We start from the raw sequence: 15,496 nt of genomic DNA, 5'->3' as shown, positions 1-15,496 counted from the left end.
AACGGCTTTCCCAAACCCCCGTCCCTGATTATGTCTGCAGCGGTTGACTCTTGCGCGCACACGTCCATGTTAGCGCAAACACCAACCGGAGGACGCCCCATGGCAACCAAACTCGCAATCAACGGCTTTGGCCGCATCGGTCGTAACGTGCTGCGTGCACTGATGGAACAGGGTGCAAATGATCTACAGGTGGTGGCCATCAATGATCTGGCCCCGCTCGAAACCAACGCGCATCTGTTTGAATTCGATTCAGTACACGGGCGCTATGGCCGTCCGGTCACCTTGGGCGACGGCACAATGGATGTGGGCCAAGGGCCGATCCGCGTCACAGCCGAACGCGATCCTGCCGCCCTGCCTTGGGGGGACGTGGACATCGTGCTTGAGTGTACTGGTATCTTTGTCAGCAACGATGGTGCGGGCAAGCATCTCGACAATGGCTCCAAACGGGTTCTGATCTCTGCCCCCGGCAAAGATACCATGAAAACAATCGTCTATGGCGTGAACCACAACCTGATCGACGGCAGTGAAACGGTGATCAGCAATGCGTCCTGCACAACGAATTGCATGGCCCCATTGACCAAGACCCTGAACGATGCTTTCGGCATCACACATGGCCACATGACGACAATTCACGCCTATACCGGCGATCAACCGACGCAAGATACGGCGCACAAGGATCTGTACCGTGCCCGCGCTGCTGCATTGTCAATGATCCCCACCACCACCGGCGCGGCCAAGACCTTGGGCAAGGTTCTGCCCGAACTTGACGGCGTGATCGGCGGCACCGCCATTCGTGTGCCCACGCCCAATGTGTCCTGCGTCGATCTGCTGATCGAGGTATCGCGCAAGGTCACAGCCGAAGAGGTTAACGCCGCTTTGCGTGCTGCCGCCGATGGCCCCCTCAAGGGAATCATGGGGCTGGAAGACCGCCCCTTGGTGTCGATTGACCTGAACCATGATGCGCATTCCTGTGTGGTCGCGACGGACCAGACCTCGGTCCAAGGCGGCACTCAGGTGCGCGTATTGGCATGGTACGACAATGAATGGGGGTTTTCAAACCGCATGCTGGATACGTCGCGGGTGATCGCGTCGTTCCTGTAACGGATATTGCCAAGATCAACCGGCGCTTCGGGTGCTACAAAAAACCCAAAGCGCCGGCCTAAAAGATGTAAAATCCAATGGCGCGCATTTACAATTTGCCCGCCCTTTGCCTATTTCGAAAACCGTTTCAGCAACTCTGCATTCACCGCAGGGGTCACGAATTTGCTGACATCGCCCCCAAGCCGGGCAATTTCCTTGACCAGTTTGCTGGCGATCGCCTGATGTTCGGCCTCTGCCATCAGGAACACCGTTTCGATGCTGTCATCAAGCTTACGGTTCATCCCGACCATCTGATATTCATACTCGAAATCCGCCACGGCCCGCAGGCCGCGAATGATCATTTGCGCGCCAACGTCGCGGGCGCAATCAATCAGCAGATTTTCAAATGGATGCACGACGACTTCAACGCCGGTTTCTGCCCCGAGTTTTGCACATTCCGAGGTGATCAACGCCACGCGTTCTTCCAGTTCGAACAACGGGCCTTTGTCACGGTTTATCGCCACGCCAATCACCAGTTTATCTACCAGCGTCGTGGCACGCCGAATGATATCAAGATGCCCCAATGTGATCGGATCAAAGGTGCCGGGATAAAGGCCAACGCGCATAGGGCAGTCCAGTCGTTAATTAATCATTAGGTCGCAAGCAATCATTTACCCGTCGAAAACGCAACGTGAATTTCGCACCTTTAATGCCCCATGATCATGCCCTGCAGTGCATCTTTCTCCATAGAAAGTTCCATCAATTGTGCCTTGACCACATCGCCCAGCGATACAAGCCCGACCAATGCCCCATCGGCAAGCACCGGCATGTGGCGAAAACGCCCTTCGGTCATCTTGGTCAGAATCTCATCCGATCGCGCATCGGTTCCGCAAGTCACCAGCTTTTTGGTCATCAGCGATTCCACCGTCACATTCAGGCATGCATCCCCCTGCTCCCCCAAGGCGCGCACGATGTCGCGCTCGGATAAAATCCCGTCAGGTGTCTTGCCGTCAGAGGAAATAACCAGGGTCCCGATCCGCTTTTCGGCCAGAATTTTTGCCGCCTCCGAAATCATTACCCCCGGCTTGACCGTGGTCACACTGTCATCTGCTTTGGTTTTCAAGATCTGGGAAACGAGCATGGGGTACCCTCCGTAACTTTATTGCGCTTAGACTCAGGTTCTCTTTAATACTGTTGCGTGTCAAGTAATTGCCTCAAGCTGGGCCACTTCTGCGCGCACACCTTGCGCCAGCGCCTCCGCAAAGCGGCTCAACCTCAGATTACGCCGGTCGTCCGCATGCCGGATCAGATAAAACGCCCTCGAAAGAGACACCTCATCCACTAAGATTCGCTTAACCCCCGGCGTTGTCGGCAACGAGAAATCATGAACGATCCCGACGCCCCCGCCTTGCCGGATCATATTGACCTGTACCGAAACCGAATTTGATGCCATCGGCACCCGCGTCATCCCCAGCTCCGCCAGATAATCCAGTTCCCGGTCGAAAATCATGTCGGGAATATACCCCACCAACCGATGCGCTTGCAGGTCAGCAATCCCGACAATCGGATCGTGGGCCGCCAGATAGCTTTCGGCGGCGGCCAGATGCAGCCGGTAGTCGGCTATTTTTTGCACCACCAATCGTCCGGCCGTCGGTGCGCTCACACCAATTGCCATATCAGCCTCGCGCCGGGACAAATTAAAGACCCGCGGCAAGGCGACAATCTGGATATCCAATTCAGGATGCTCTGCAACCAAACGCGCACAGACCTGCGGCAACAGATAATTCGCACAGCCATCCGGTGCCCCGATCCTGATCTGGCCGCTCAATCGGTCCGTAGGCGCAGAAACCCCAGCCGTCGCCATGCGCATCGCTTGCTCTGCGGCTTCAGCCCGCGCCAACAACTGCGTCCCAGCCTCGGTCAGCGCGTATCCCGTGGGTGATTTTACGAACAGCGTCGCACCCAGACCTTTCTCCACTCGTGCCATTCTGCGCCCCAAGGTCGCCGGATCCAGCCGCACCAACTTGCCCGCCCCCGACAGGCTTTGCTCGCGCGCAACGGCTAGAAACAACCGCAGATCATCCCAATTGCCCAACATCCCATGCCCTTCCGCTTCATTTTGCCAAATAAACTCCGGGGGTGTCCGAAGGACGGGGGCTGGCCCCCTGACCCGCACAATTCCGGCATCCATCTTGCAAAAATGCAAAACTATTTTGACTTCATGCCCCTTTCCCAATCATTTTTGCAAGCCTATCCTGCGTTCAACCATAACCGGAGGATTCCCATGCAAGAGCTCACCCATTACCTCAACGGCGAACATGTCAAAGGCACGTCCGGCCGCTTTGCCGACGTCTACAACCCCGCCACAGGCGAAGTTCAGGCCAAGTGCCCCTTGGCAAATGAGGCCGAGATGGACCAGGCCGTGAAATACGCCATGGCCGCACAGCCCGCGTGGGCCGCCGTAAACCCGCAGCGCCGCGCGCGGGTGATGATGAAATTCGTCGATCTGCTGAACCGCGACATGGACAAGCTGGCCGAGGCACTGTCCCGCGAGCACGGCAAGACCCTGCCCGACGCCGCCGGCGACGTACAACGCGGCCTTGAAGTCGTTGAATATTGCATCGGCGCGCCTGAACTGCTCAAGGGCGATTACACCGACAGCGCCGGCCCCGGCATCGACATGTACTCCATGCGCCAGCCATTGGGTGTGTCCGCCGGTATCACGCCATTCAACTTCCCTGCCATGATCCCGATGTGGATGTTCGCCCCTGCCATCGTTTGCGGCAACGCGTTTATCCTCAAGCCATCCGAGCGTGATCCATCTGTCCCGCTGATGCTGGCCGAATTGCTGGAAGAAGCAGGCCTGCCCAAAGGCATCATTCAGGTCGTCAACGGCGACAAAGAAGCCGTCGATGCGATCCTGCACCACCCTGTCATTCAATCCGTGGGTTTTGTCGGGTCCACCCCGATTGCCGAATACATCTATGGCACAGGTTGCGCGAATGGTAAGCGCGTCCAGTGCTTTGGCGGTGCCAAGAACCACATGATCATCATGCCTGATGCCGATCTGGACCAAGCGGCAGATGCGCTGATCGGTGCCGGATACGGTGCTGCTGGCGAACGCTGCATGGCGATTTCCGTGGCCGTTCCTGTTGGTGACGAAACCGCTGATCGTCTGATCGAGAAATTGATCCCACGCATCGAAAAGCTGAAAGTCGGGCCTTATTCTTCGGGCAACGATGTCGACTATGGCCCCGTTGTAACCGCTGCGGCCAAGGCCAACATCGAACGTCTGGTCCAAACCGGCATCGACCAAGGCGCGACCTTGGTTGTCGATGGTCGTGACTTTAAATTACAGGGCTACGAGGACGGTTTCTTTGTCGGCCCGCACCTGTTTGATAACGTCACCAAAGACATGGACATCTACAAGCACGAGATTTTCGGCCCTGTGCTGTCCACCGTGCGCGCCAAAACCTACGAAGAAGCACTTGGCCTTGCCATGGATCACGAGATGGGCAACGGCACCGCGATCTTTACCCGCGACGGCGACGCTGCGCGTGACTTTGCGAACCGCATCAACGTCGGCATGATCGGCATCAACGTGCCAATCCCTGTGCCGCTGGCCTATCACACCTTTGGCGGCTGGAAGAAATCCGTCTTTGGCGATCTTAACCAGCACGGTCCCGACGCGTTCAAATTCTACACACGCACCAAAACTGTGACCTCGCGCTGGCCGAGCGGAATCAAAGAAGGTGGCGAGTTCAACTTTAAACCAATGGAATAATCCATCTTCTGCGGGGGTTCCGGCCCCCGCAGACCGCTTGCGCCCTGCGCAGCCCCCGTTATAATTAAACACACGTTCAATTCGACAGGTCTTGGGAGGGATCATCGCCATGGATTTCGCACTTTCAGAAGAGCAAACCGCCATCTTTGATATGGCTTACGGCTTTGGCCAGGAACACATCGCCCCATTCGCCCGCCAATGGGAAAAAGATGAAACCATCCCCAAGGAAATCTGGCCCAAGATCGCTGAGCTTGGCTTTGGCGGCCTGTATGTGTCCGAGGACGCAGGTGGATCAGGCCTGACCCGTCTTGATGCCACGCTGGTGTTCGAAGCACTCAGCATGGCCTGCCCGTCTGTCGCGGCCTTCCTGTCGATCCACAACATGTGCGCCAAGATGCTGGACAGCTTTGCCAGTGAAGAATTGAAATCACGGATCATGGGCGACGTGTTGTCGATGAACACCGTGCTCAGCTATTGCCTGACTGAACCGGGGTCGGGCTCTGATGCTGCAGCGCTCAAGACGAAATGCGACCGCACCAATGATGGCTACACCCTGAACGGAACCAAGGCGTTCATCTCTGGCGGCGGATATTCCGACGCTTATGTCGCGATGGTACGCACGTCTGATGACGGTGCCGCGGGTGTGTCCACGGTCTATGTCGAAGACGGCACAGCGGGCCTGTCTTTCGGCGGTCTTGAGGATAAAATGGGCTGGCGCAGCCAACCCACGGCCCAAGTGCAGTTTGACAATTGCAATATTCCTGCCGGAAATCTGGTGGGTGAAGAGGGAAAAGGTTTCAAATATGCGATGATGGGGCTGGATGGCGGCCGTTTGAACATCGCCGCCTGTTCCTTGGGTGCCGCGCAGACGGCACTGACCTCAACGCTCCAGTATATGGGCGACCGCAAAGCATTCGGGAAACCGATCGACCAGTTCCAAGGCCTGCAATGGCGTCTCGCGGATATGGAGATCGAGCTGCAAGCCGCCCGCACCTTCTTGCGCCAAGCGGCGTGGAAGCTGGACACTGGTGCGCCGGACGCGACAAAGTTCTGCGCAATGGCGAAAAAGTTCGTGACCGAAGCAGGCAGCAAAGTCGTTGACCAATGCCTGCAACTGCACGGCGGCTATGGTTATCTGGCGGATTACGGCATCGAAAAGCTGGTGCGCGATCTGCGGGTCCATCAGATCCTTGAGGGCACCAACGAAATCATGCGCGTCATCGTTGCCCGCGACATGCTGAAAAACAGATGAGCGATATTTCCATCCGCATCGCGGGCCGCGCCGGTCGCATCACCCTGACCCGCCCCCAAGCATTAAACGCCATGACATATGAGATGTGCTTGGCCATCGAAGACGCCTTTGACGCGTGGCAGGACGACGATGCGGTTGATCTGATCGTGCTGGATGCGATCGGCGACCGCGCCTTTTGCTCCGGCGGTGATATCGCTGAACTTTATGCCACAGGGACCAAGGGCGATTACGCCTACGGTCAAAAATTCTGGGCCGATGAATACCGCTTGAACGCCAAGATTTTTACCTATCCCAAGCCTGTCGTCTCATTCCTGCAAGGCTTTACCATGGGCGGCGGCGTTGGCCTTGGCTGTCATGGCTCGCACCGAATTGTTGGCGAAACCAGCCAGATCGCGATGCCGGAATGCGGGATCGGCTTGCTGCCCGACGTTGGCGGCACTTTGATGCTGGCCTTGGCACCGGGGCGCGTTGGGGAATATCTGGGCACGACTGCAACCCGCATGTCTGGCGAAGATGCTATTTTTGCAGGGTTTGCAGATAGTTACATTCCGCAGGGCAAATGGCCTGAGGTGATTGGCGCGCTTGAGGCATCTGGCGATGTATCTGCCATTGAGTCCGCCAAGATTGAACCACCAGCTTCGGAATTGGCCGGTCTGCAAGACCAGATAGACACACTCTATGACGGCGAGTCTCTCGGTGATGTGCTCAACAACCTGCGCATCAAAGATAGCCCTTTCTCGCAAGACTGCCTCAAGAAAATGTCGCGCATGAGCCCCCTTGCCATGGCAAGCACCATCGAAGCTCTGCACCGTTTGCGCGGCCCATCCCTAAGCATCGAAAAGGCGTTGGATTTCGAATACCGCTTTACCTTCCGCGCGATGGAGCATGGTGATTTTCTCGAAGGTATCCGTGCCGCGATCATCGACAAGGATCGCAATCCAAGCTGGCAATTCGCTGATATGAATGTTCCCCTCGCGGCTGTCGCCAAGATGTTGCAACCCTTGGGCCAAGACGCCCTTAAACTGGAGAAAACGATATGAGCATGAAAATTGGATTCATTGGGTTGGGCAATATGGGCGCGCCGATGGCCGCCAATCTGGCCAAGGCCGGTCATACGGTCACAGGCTATGACGTGGCAGGCACCAAGGCCGAAGGCGTTGCCGAAGCAACGGATATGCCAGGTGCCGTTATCGGTATGGATGTCGTCATCACCATGCTACCAAACGGGTCGATCCTGCGGCAGGTGGCGGCGCAAGCGATACCGCACATGGCCAAGGGCACGCTATTTATTGATTGTTCGACCGTGGATGTGGAAAGCGCCAAGAACACATCAGAAGCTGCTGAAGATGCTGGCATTTTGGCCGTTGACGCCCCTGTTTCCGGTGGCATTGGCGGCGCTGCTGGCGGGACGTTGACGTTTATGGCTGGCGGAACCGAAGCAGCCTTTGCCAAGGCCAAACCGTTGTTCGATATCATGGGCCAAAAGGCCGTGCATTGTGGTGACGCTGGCGCGGGTCAGGCTGCCAAAATCTGCAACAACATGATCCTTGGCGTCACCATGATCGCGACGTGCGAGGCCTTTGCGCTGGCCGACAAGCTGGGGCTGGACCGTCAGAAAATGTTCGACGTGGTCAGCACATCGTCTGGATATAGCTGGTCGATGAACGCCTATTGCCCTGCCCCCGGTGTCGGTCCGACATCGCCCGCCGATAATGGATATGCGCCCGGTTTTGCCTCTGAACTGATGCTCAAGGATCTTGGCCTGTCACAACAAGCCGCCGAAATGGCCAATGCAGACACCCCCATGGGCGAATTGGCCCTCGCGCTTTATGCCCAGTTCGTCGAGGATGAAGACGGCAAGGGCAAAGATTTCTCGGCCATGCTGCCGCGTTTTGAGAAACGCAACCGCGGGTGAGTTTCTGAGGGGAAGGCCGGGGGTTTCACACCCCCGGACCCCCGTGGAGTTTATTTGGCAAAATGAAGGGTGCCTTCATTCGGCGGCAACCTTGCGCGGGGCCAGCATTGGCTTGAGGTAGTGACCAGTGTGGCTTTCCGCCACCTCGGCGACCTGTTCGGGCGTACCAGTCGCGACCACACGGCCGCCACCATCGCCGCCTTCGGGACCGATGTCGATGATGTGATCAGCGGTTTTCACCACATCAAGGTTGTGTTCGATCACGATCACTGAATTGCCCTGATCGACCAATTCATGCAGCACTTCCAACAGCTTGCGTACGTCTTCGAAATGCAGGCCCGTGGTTGGTTCATCCAATATATACAGGGTCCGGCCCGTGGACCTTTTGCTCAGTTCCTTCGACAGCTTGACGCGCTGTGCCTCGCCTCCGGATAGGGTCGTCGCCTGCTGGCCAACCTTGATATAGCCGAGACCCACACGCATCAGGGCGTCCATTTTCTCGCGGATCGACGGGACAGCCGTAAAGAAAGTCTGCGCATCTTCGACAGTCATATCCAGCACATCCGCGATGGATTTGCCCTTGAACTTCACCTCAAGGGTTTCGCGGTTATAGCGTTGGCCCTTGCAGGTTTCACATTCGACATAGACGTCAGGCAGGAAGTGCATTTCGATCTTGATCACACCGTCGCCCTGACACGCCTCGCAGCGGCCCCCCTTGACGTTAAAGCTGAAACGTCCGGGTTTGTACCCTCGGGCCTTGGCCTCGGGCAGACCGGCGAACCAGTCACGGATCGGCGTGAACGCACCGGTGTAGGTCGCGGGGTTTGACCGCGGAGTGCGCCCGATGGGGCGTTGGTCGATGTCGATCACCTTATCAAGGTGTTCAAGCCCCTTGATCGTCTCGCAGGGGGCTGGCGTTTGGCGGGCACCGTTCAGGTTCATGGATGCGGTTTTGAACAAGGTTTCAATCGTCAGCGTTGACTTACCGCCCCCTGATACCCCCGTCACGCAAACGAATTGCCCCAAGGGGAAATCAACAGTGATGTCATGCAGGTTGTTGCCCGATGCTTTGACCACTTTGATCTTTTTCTTGTTGCCCTTGCGCCGCTTAGCGGGCACAGCGATTTCGCGCTTGCCGGTCAGATATTGGCCGGTCAACGAATTGGGGTCGTTCGCCACATGTTCGGGCGTGCCATGGCTGACCACCTGCCCGCCATGAACACCCGCTCCCGGACCGATATCGAAAACATAGTCGGCCTCGCGGATCGCTTCTTCGTCATGTTCGACGACGATCACGGTGTTGCCTTGGTCGCGCAGGTTTTTCAGCGTCAGCAGCAAACGGTCATTGTCACGCTGGTGCAAGCCGATTGACGGCTCGTCCAGCACATATAGGACCCCCGTCAAACCGGAGCCGATTTGCGATGCCAAACGGATGCGCTGGCTTTCGCCTCCACTTAATGTACCACTTGAACGCGCTAGTGTAAGATATTCTAATCCCACGTTATTTAGAAACCCAAGTCGCTCACGAATTTCCTTGAGAATGGCGCGGGCGATCTCGTTTTTCTGGACGCTAAGCTGGTCAGGAACGGCATTGCACCAGTCGAACGCCTCGCGGATCGACATTTGCACAACCTGACCTGCGTGCAGGCGTTCGTTAGGCTTTCCATCTATTGGACCGATCTTGACAGCCAACGCTTCGGGCCGCAGGCGGTAGCCATCGCAGGTACCGCAGGGGCGGTTGTTCTGGTAGCGCTCGAACTCTTCGCGGATCCAGTTGCTATCGGTTTCGCGGTAGCGGCGCTCCATGTTGGGGATGACACCTTCGAACACCCGCGACACCTCGTAGACGCGCCCCCCCTCGTCATAGCGGAACTTGATCTCTTCCTTGCCGGAACCGTACAAAAACACCTGCTGCACGTTTTCCGGCAGGTCTTTCCACTTGGTGCTTTTGTTAAAGTCGTAGTGCTTGGCAATCGCCTCGATAGTCTGAAGGAAATAGGGGGACTTGCCCTTGCGCCACGGGGCCAAAGCGCCGTCATAAATCTTGAGGTTCTGATCCGGCACGACAAGGCGTTCGTCAAAGAACAGCTCTTTGCCCAAGCCGTCACAAGACGGACAGGCCCCAAAGGGCGCGTTGAACGAAAACAAGCGCGGTTCGATTTCAGGAATGGTAAACCCGCTTACGGGGCAGGCAAATTTCTCACTAAAGGTGTGCCGTTCAGGGTCGCCCTCGGCTGGGGCTGTCTCGAGGATGGCGATGCCATCGGCCAAATCAAGCGCTGTACGCAGACTGTCGGCCAGACGGGTTTCCAGCCCTTCACGCACGACAATACGGTCCACGACCACATCAATGTCGTGACGGAACTTTTTGTCCAGCGTCGGCGGCTCGTCCAATTCATAGAATTCGCCGTTTACCTTGACACGCTGGAACCCTTGCTTGCGCAGCTCAAGGAATTCCTTGCGGTATTCGCCTTTACGGTCGCGCACGATCGGGGCCAGCAGATAGGCGCGTGTCCCCTCCTCCATCGTCATGATCCGGTCGACCATATCCTGGACTTGCTGCGCCTCAATGGGTTTGCCGGTGGCGGGGCTATAGGGCGTGCCGACGCGGGCGAACAGCAGGCGCATATAGTCGTAAATCTCGGTCACGGTTCCCACAGTCGAACGCGGGTTCTTTGACGTGGTTTTCTGTTCAATGGAAATCGCTGGTGACAGGCCACTGATGTGATCCACATCGGGTTTCTGCATCATATCAAGGAATTGCCGGGCATAAGCGCTCAGCGATTCCACATAGCGGCGCTGGCCTTCGGCATAGATCGTGTCAAACGCGAGCGAGGATTTACCCGACCCCGACAGGCCCGTGATGACCACCAACTGATCGCGCGGAATATCCACGTCAATGTTCTTCAGATTATGTTCGCGCGCGCCGCGCACTTCGATGTATTTCAGCTCAGCCATCAGACACCCCCGTTAAGATTCTTTACATAGGGGCGTGTTACGGATTCTCCAATGGAAAAATAAGAACACATCAGGAACGTTATGTCTGTTTGCGCAGTCTGCCCAAAATCAAATGCGCGAACAGCCCCCCGAGGCAAGCAATTCCCGCGACAACCGGCATGCCCGCATAGCCAAACCCAAGAAGGACGGCGGCAATGACCGGCGTGCCAAGCGTGTTGCCAAGATTGCCCATCTGCGCCATCGCGCCATTGGCTTGCGCCTGAGCGGCAGCCCCGTCGTTCAGCTGTGGAACTGCGGCAAAGCTGGCCCCTTGGATCAACCCCAACGCAGCGGCAAGTGCGAGACAAGCCAAAGGTGCGCCGGGAACGGTCCAAAGCCAGACAAGGCACAACACCGATCCGGCAAATCCCAGTTCGACCACACGCACCGCAGGCACATGGCGCAGCAACCAAACGCCCAAAGTCATTGAGACGGCGATACTGACAATCGGCATGGCGGCAAGAATCATGTTGCGCAATTCAGGCACCAGATAGGGTGGCAAGACAGTCAGGATCGACACAAAGCAAAAAGTGTAGAACAACCAGCCCGCGGCCGGCGCGCTAAGGTGCGGCGAACGGTAAATTGTTCCGTGGTCCCGCAGGATTTGACCCAGGTTCAGCAGGGGTTGTGGGGCTTCGGGTGGCAGTCGCTTTAATCGCGCAGATAAAAACACAGCGAAACCAGCCATATACGCCGAATGAGCCAAAAACAGCGCGGGCACGCCCCACGCTGCAACCAAAGGCCGGCCCAGCAGGGACAATACGGCAAAAGCCACCCCGAAAAATGTCCCCCAAAGTGACAAGGTCAGCCCGCGATCCCTGGGTGCGCTAAGTTGTGCGATCAATGTGGGTGCCGCGACGACAATGGCCAAATGCGATGCGCCTTCGATCACACGGCTGGCCAACAGCAGCGGTAGGCTGGGCAAAAGCGCCTGAAACGCCGACATCCCCGCCCCGACCCAAAGCGCGCCGATCAAGGCCCGCCGATAGCGCACCCGCGCCACGACCAGCCCCGCCACCACGCCAAAGACGATGCCCACCAGTCCAACCAACGACACGACAAACCCCAAGGCGGCCCCTGCCCCCGGAAAAATGTCAGGCAGCGCGTCAAAGACCACACTAACCTTGCCATATTGCGCAGCCGCACCCAAACCCGCGCCCCAAAGCGCGAATATCAACGGAAAAGGCGTTTTCATATCGGGATCACCGCAGCTGTATCAGGTCTTTTGCGCCAAGGCCCATGCGCAGATGGGCATGTCGGGATCGTTACTGATATCATCGGTGGCTTGGTCATATTCAGGGGGCCATTTTTCTTCCATGTTGCGCAGGGCGGCATGGCGGTTGCCCCATTGGCTGGCTTGAATAGCGTCTTCCTCGAATCCGCATTCGATCAACAGATTTTTCAGACCTCGTGCGGACCAGCGCGAATTATCCATTGGGGCCGCGTGGAACGGTACGAAAAACGGCACCGCCACCCAGAAATGTCCGCCCTTCTTCAGCATCCGACGGACGTTTTTGGTCGCGGCATAGGGGCGGTCCAGATGCTCCCAAACCTGATTGGCAAGGATCATATCGAATTTGCGCGGACGGTCCAACGGCTTGTCCATGAACGGACCGGCGCAGATATCATATTCGGGATAGCGGAATTGTTCATAGGATTTGAAATCGAACATCTCGCCCCATTTGCCCGAAATTTCAGCAACATCAAGCTGCTGGGGAATGAGGTTCTGGATCATCCGGCGGGAGGCCGGGCCCATGACGACGCGATTGAGACTTACCATAAGCAATCTATGGCAGCGCCGCGCCACTCCGTCCAGAACGGAATGGCGCGGGTCGTGATTACATGTGGATGACTTTGCCGTAGGCGTCCAAAACCGCCTCGTGCATCATCTCGGACAGGGTCGGATGCGGGAAGACGGTGTTCATCAGGTCTTCTTCTGTTGTTTCCAACTGACGGCCCACGACATAGCCCTGAATCAGTTCTGTCACTTCGGCCCCAACCATATGCGCGCCCAGCAATTCGCCGGTTTTCGCATCGAATACGGTTTTGATCATACCCTCGGGTTCGCCAAGCGCGATCGCCTTGCCGTTGCCGATAAAGGGGAAGCGGCCGACTTTGACCTCAAAACCCAGCTCCTTGGCCTTGGCTTCGGTATAACCGACGGATGCGATTTGTGGATGGCAATAGGTACAGCCCGCGATGGATTCCGGCTTGACCGGATGTGCGTGTTTGCCCGCGATCAGCTCCGCCACCATGACACCCTCGTGTGAGGCCTTGTGGGCCAGCCATGGGGCACCCGCAATGTCACCGATGGCATAAAGCCCGTCAACGCCGGTGCGGCAGTATTCATCCGTGACGACATGGGTACGGTCAACTTTGACGCCCATTTCCTCAAGACCAAGGTCTTCGACATTGCCGACGATGCCCACGGCGGAGATCACGGTGTCGAATTCGTGTTTCTCGACTTTGCCACCGACCTCGATATGGGCGGTAACCTTGTCAGCCGCGCGGTCCAACTGTTTGACGACAGCCTTTTGCATGATCTTCATGCCCTGCTTTTCAAACTGCTTTTTGGCGAATTTGCTGATCTCTTCATCCTCGACCGGCAGGATGCGGTCCATCACTTCGACCACGGTCGTGTCAGCACCTAGCGTATTGTAAAAGCTTGCGAATTCGATGCCGATTGCACCTGATCCGATGACCAGCAGCTTTTTAGGCATGTGCGGCGGTTGCAGCGCGTCCTTGTACATCCAGACGCGTTTGCCGTCGGCCTCAAGGCCCGGCAGGTTGCGCGCGCGGGCACCTGTGGCCAGCACGATATTCTTGGCGGTCAGCTCTTCGCTGCCCTTGTCGGTTTTCACCGACACCTTGCCCTTGCCGACCAGTTTGGCCGCGCCCATGAACACGGTCACCTTGTTCTTTTTCATCAGATGGCCGATGCCGCCCGAAAGCTGGCCCGCAACCTTGCGCGACCGCTTCACAACCGCATCCAGATCATAGCCGATGTTCTCCGCCTTCAACCCGAACTCGGCTGCGCGGTGCATCAGGTGAAACACCTCGGAAGACCGCAGTAGCGCCTTGGTCGGGATACAGCCCCAGTTTAGACAAATACCGCCCAGATGCTCCCGTTCGACAATCGCAACAGAAAGCCCCAATTGCGCACCACGGATCGCGGCGACATAGCCGCCAGGCCCCGCACCGATCACAATCAAATCAAAGGATTTAGCAGCCATAAAAGAACCTCTTGGTCGGGGAAAGCAAATTTAGTTTAGTGGTAAACTATATCTGCGCCCTCAGCAACCAAGAGAATAGCGTGGCATACCCTGTCAGGCCGCCTCGGTTTCGGTTTGAAGCGCGCGCACCGTGCTGCCATAGCCACCGTTTTCCAAATAGACTTTCTCAACGGCTGTGAAATTCCGGCTCAAGGCTTCGTTGCGGTATGGGAAGCGGCCAAAATCACGGATCACCTGACGGTGGGCGCGCGCGTGCAACATGTTGCTTTCGCTTTTGGGCATCCGTTCACACATCAGACGCACGCAGCGGTCTTGATCTATCAGGTTTTCGGAATGCATCATCGGCAGATAAAAGAACTGCCGCGCGGGGGGATCGATACGCATATCCCACCCTTTGTGGATCGAGGATTTCGCAACCGCCAGTGCTGCACGGTCCGTCGAGAATGCCTGCGCTTGCCCCCGGAACATGTTGCGCGGGAACTGATCGGTCAGAATGAGATAGGCCAAAGCCCCCGATGGATAGGTCAGCCAAAGAGAGAATTTCCCGTCTTTGGCGGCTTGCCATGTCTCAAGAAACTGATCGCGAATGGATTGATCAAAGGCGTCGTCAACGGCGTACCATTTGTCTTCGCCAGCCGTATCCAACCAGAACTTCAGAATATCTTCTGGGCCTTGCATGTTGCGCTCCTCCGCTTCCCCACACTTCAGACTTTCAACTAACGCCGAATGGGCGCATTTTTATACACAAATTTTGCAACAAACCGTCACAAACCCGAAGGTCAGCCGGCGCTTTCTGGTATATGTTCAGCATCGCTGGCGTGATCTTGGGCAATTTCCGCCGCAATTGTGGTCGCTGCGGGCGACATCGGCACGTAATTGCCGGTCTCATCCACAGGCACGGCGGGGCGCACGGTCGCACGGTAGGTCGCGTAGACGGCCAACACGATAAACAATACAGCAGTGAACAGATAAAAGCCCCCCGGCCCTAAGGCCGTGCCCATCATCCAACCGGTTATGATCGGCCCCATGATGGCCCCCAAACCGTTAATGAACAGCATCCCACCGGATGCCGCTGCCATGTCCTCATGTTCAAGAAAGTCATTCGTGTGGGCAATCAACAAGGAATAAAGCGGATTGGACATCCCCCCTACAACAAAGGCGGCAACCAGCAACACAGGGAACATATGGCCGAACATCATACCCAGAATAGACCCGGCCGCGCCGATGATTGACGT

At 57.0% G+C, this 15,496-nt stretch carries 14 protein-coding genes; 5 read left to right on the top strand and 9 right to left on the bottom strand.

Going from position 1 to position 15,496, the window contains the following annotated elements:
* Nucleotides 1–99 precede the first annotated feature (99 nt).
* Nucleotides 100–1,101 carry a type I glyceraldehyde-3-phosphate dehydrogenase gene (gap, locus tag ABYT07_RS03530; RefSeq protein ID WP_372989501.1) on the top strand — a complete coding sequence of 334 codons (1,002 nt, stop codon included), beginning with the start codon at nt 100–102 and terminating at the stop codon, nt 1,099–1,101.
* A 110-nt stretch (nt 1,102–1,211) separates the two neighbouring features.
* Here gap and coaD read toward each other — a convergent pair whose 3' ends face one another.
* The 3 genes from coaD to ABYT07_RS03515 form a co-directional block, all read right to left on the bottom strand.
* On the bottom strand, nt 1,212–1,706 hold the full coding sequence (gene coaD / locus ABYT07_RS03525) for a pantetheine-phosphate adenylyltransferase (RefSeq protein ID WP_372989500.1): 495 nt from the start codon (nt 1,704–1,706) through the stop codon (nt 1,212–1,214).
* An 80-nt stretch (nt 1,707–1,786) separates the two neighbouring features.
* On the bottom strand, nt 1,787–2,221 hold the full coding sequence (locus ABYT07_RS03520) for a CBS domain-containing protein (RefSeq protein ID WP_372989499.1): 435 nt from the start codon (nt 2,219–2,221) through the stop codon (nt 1,787–1,789).
* Between the two features lie 60 nt (nt 2,222–2,281).
* Nucleotides 2,282–3,178 (bottom strand): LysR family transcriptional regulator, encoded by an 897-nt coding sequence (locus ABYT07_RS03515; protein ID WP_372989498.1) that lies wholly within the window; start codon nt 3,176–3,178, stop codon nt 2,282–2,284.
* 186 nt (nt 3,179–3,364) lie between these two features.
* Between ABYT07_RS03515 and ABYT07_RS03510 the strand changes: the two genes are divergently transcribed.
* The 4 genes from ABYT07_RS03510 to mmsB all read left to right on the top strand — a co-directional run bounded on the left by ABYT07_RS03510 (nt 3,365) and on the right by mmsB (nt 8,031).
* Nucleotides 3,365–4,864, top strand: coding sequence for a CoA-acylating methylmalonate-semialdehyde dehydrogenase (locus tag ABYT07_RS03510; RefSeq protein ID WP_372989497.1), 1,500 nt, complete (start codon nt 3,365–3,367; stop codon nt 4,862–4,864).
* A 109-nt stretch (nt 4,865–4,973) separates the two neighbouring features.
* Nucleotides 4,974–6,116, top strand: coding sequence for an acyl-CoA dehydrogenase family protein (locus ABYT07_RS03505; RefSeq protein ID WP_372989496.1), 1,143 nt, complete (start codon nt 4,974–4,976; stop codon nt 6,114–6,116).
* Nucleotides 6,113–7,156: an enoyl-CoA hydratase/isomerase family protein gene (locus tag ABYT07_RS03500; RefSeq protein ID WP_372989495.1), complete on the top strand. Its 1,044-nt coding sequence runs from the start codon at nt 6,113–6,115 to the stop codon at nt 7,154–7,156. The genes ABYT07_RS03505 and ABYT07_RS03500 overlap by 4 nt, the downstream gene beginning before the upstream one ends.
* 2 nt (nt 7,157–7,158) lie before the next feature.
* Nucleotides 7,159–8,031, top strand: a complete 873-nt coding sequence (gene mmsB, locus ABYT07_RS03495; RefSeq protein WP_372989529.1) for a 3-hydroxyisobutyrate dehydrogenase — start codon at nt 7,159–7,161, stop codon at nt 8,029–8,031.
* A 75-nt stretch (nt 8,032–8,106) separates the two neighbouring features.
* Here the strand turns inward: mmsB and uvrA are convergent, their stop codons facing one another.
* The 6 genes from uvrA to ABYT07_RS03465 all read right to left on the bottom strand — a co-directional run.
* Nucleotides 8,107–10,989, bottom strand: a complete 2,883-nt coding sequence (uvrA, locus tag ABYT07_RS03490) for an excinuclease ABC subunit UvrA (RefSeq protein ID WP_372989494.1) — start codon at nt 10,987–10,989, stop codon at nt 8,107–8,109.
* Nucleotides 10,990–11,068: 79 nt separating this feature from the next.
* Nucleotides 11,069–12,223, bottom strand: coding sequence for an MFS transporter (locus ABYT07_RS03485; protein WP_372989493.1), 1,155 nt, complete (start codon nt 12,221–12,223; stop codon nt 11,069–11,071).
* A 21-nt stretch (nt 12,224–12,244) separates the two neighbouring features.
* A complete protein-coding gene (locus ABYT07_RS03480; RefSeq protein ID WP_372989492.1) occupies nt 12,245–12,808 on the bottom strand; it encodes a class I SAM-dependent methyltransferase in 564 nt (187 codons plus the stop codon).
* A gap of 58 nt (nt 12,809–12,866) precedes the next feature.
* Nucleotides 12,867–14,261 carry a dihydrolipoyl dehydrogenase gene (gene lpdA, locus ABYT07_RS03475; RefSeq protein WP_372989491.1) on the bottom strand — a complete coding sequence of 465 codons (1,395 nt, stop codon included), beginning with the start codon at nt 14,259–14,261 and terminating at the stop codon, nt 12,867–12,869.
* 93 nt (nt 14,262–14,354) lie between these two features.
* The gene (locus ABYT07_RS03470) at nt 14,355–14,939 is read right to left on the bottom strand and encodes a DUF924 family protein (RefSeq protein ID WP_372989489.1); all 585 of its coding nucleotides are present in this window, start codon (nt 14,937–14,939) and stop codon (nt 14,355–14,357) included.
* A gap of 101 nt (nt 14,940–15,040) precedes the next feature.
* A partial coding sequence (locus ABYT07_RS03465; RefSeq protein WP_372989487.1) for an MFS transporter occupies nt 15,041–15,496 on the bottom strand: 456 nt, incomplete at its 5' end.

Source organism: Sulfitobacter sp. (assembly GCF_041552635.1).
In the GTDB taxonomy this organism is placed as follows: domain Bacteria; phylum Pseudomonadota; class Alphaproteobacteria; order Rhodobacterales; family Rhodobacteraceae; genus Sulfitobacter.
The sequence above is the reverse complement of the archived record's forward strand: the minus strand, read 5'-3'. Positions and strand labels throughout refer to the sequence as shown.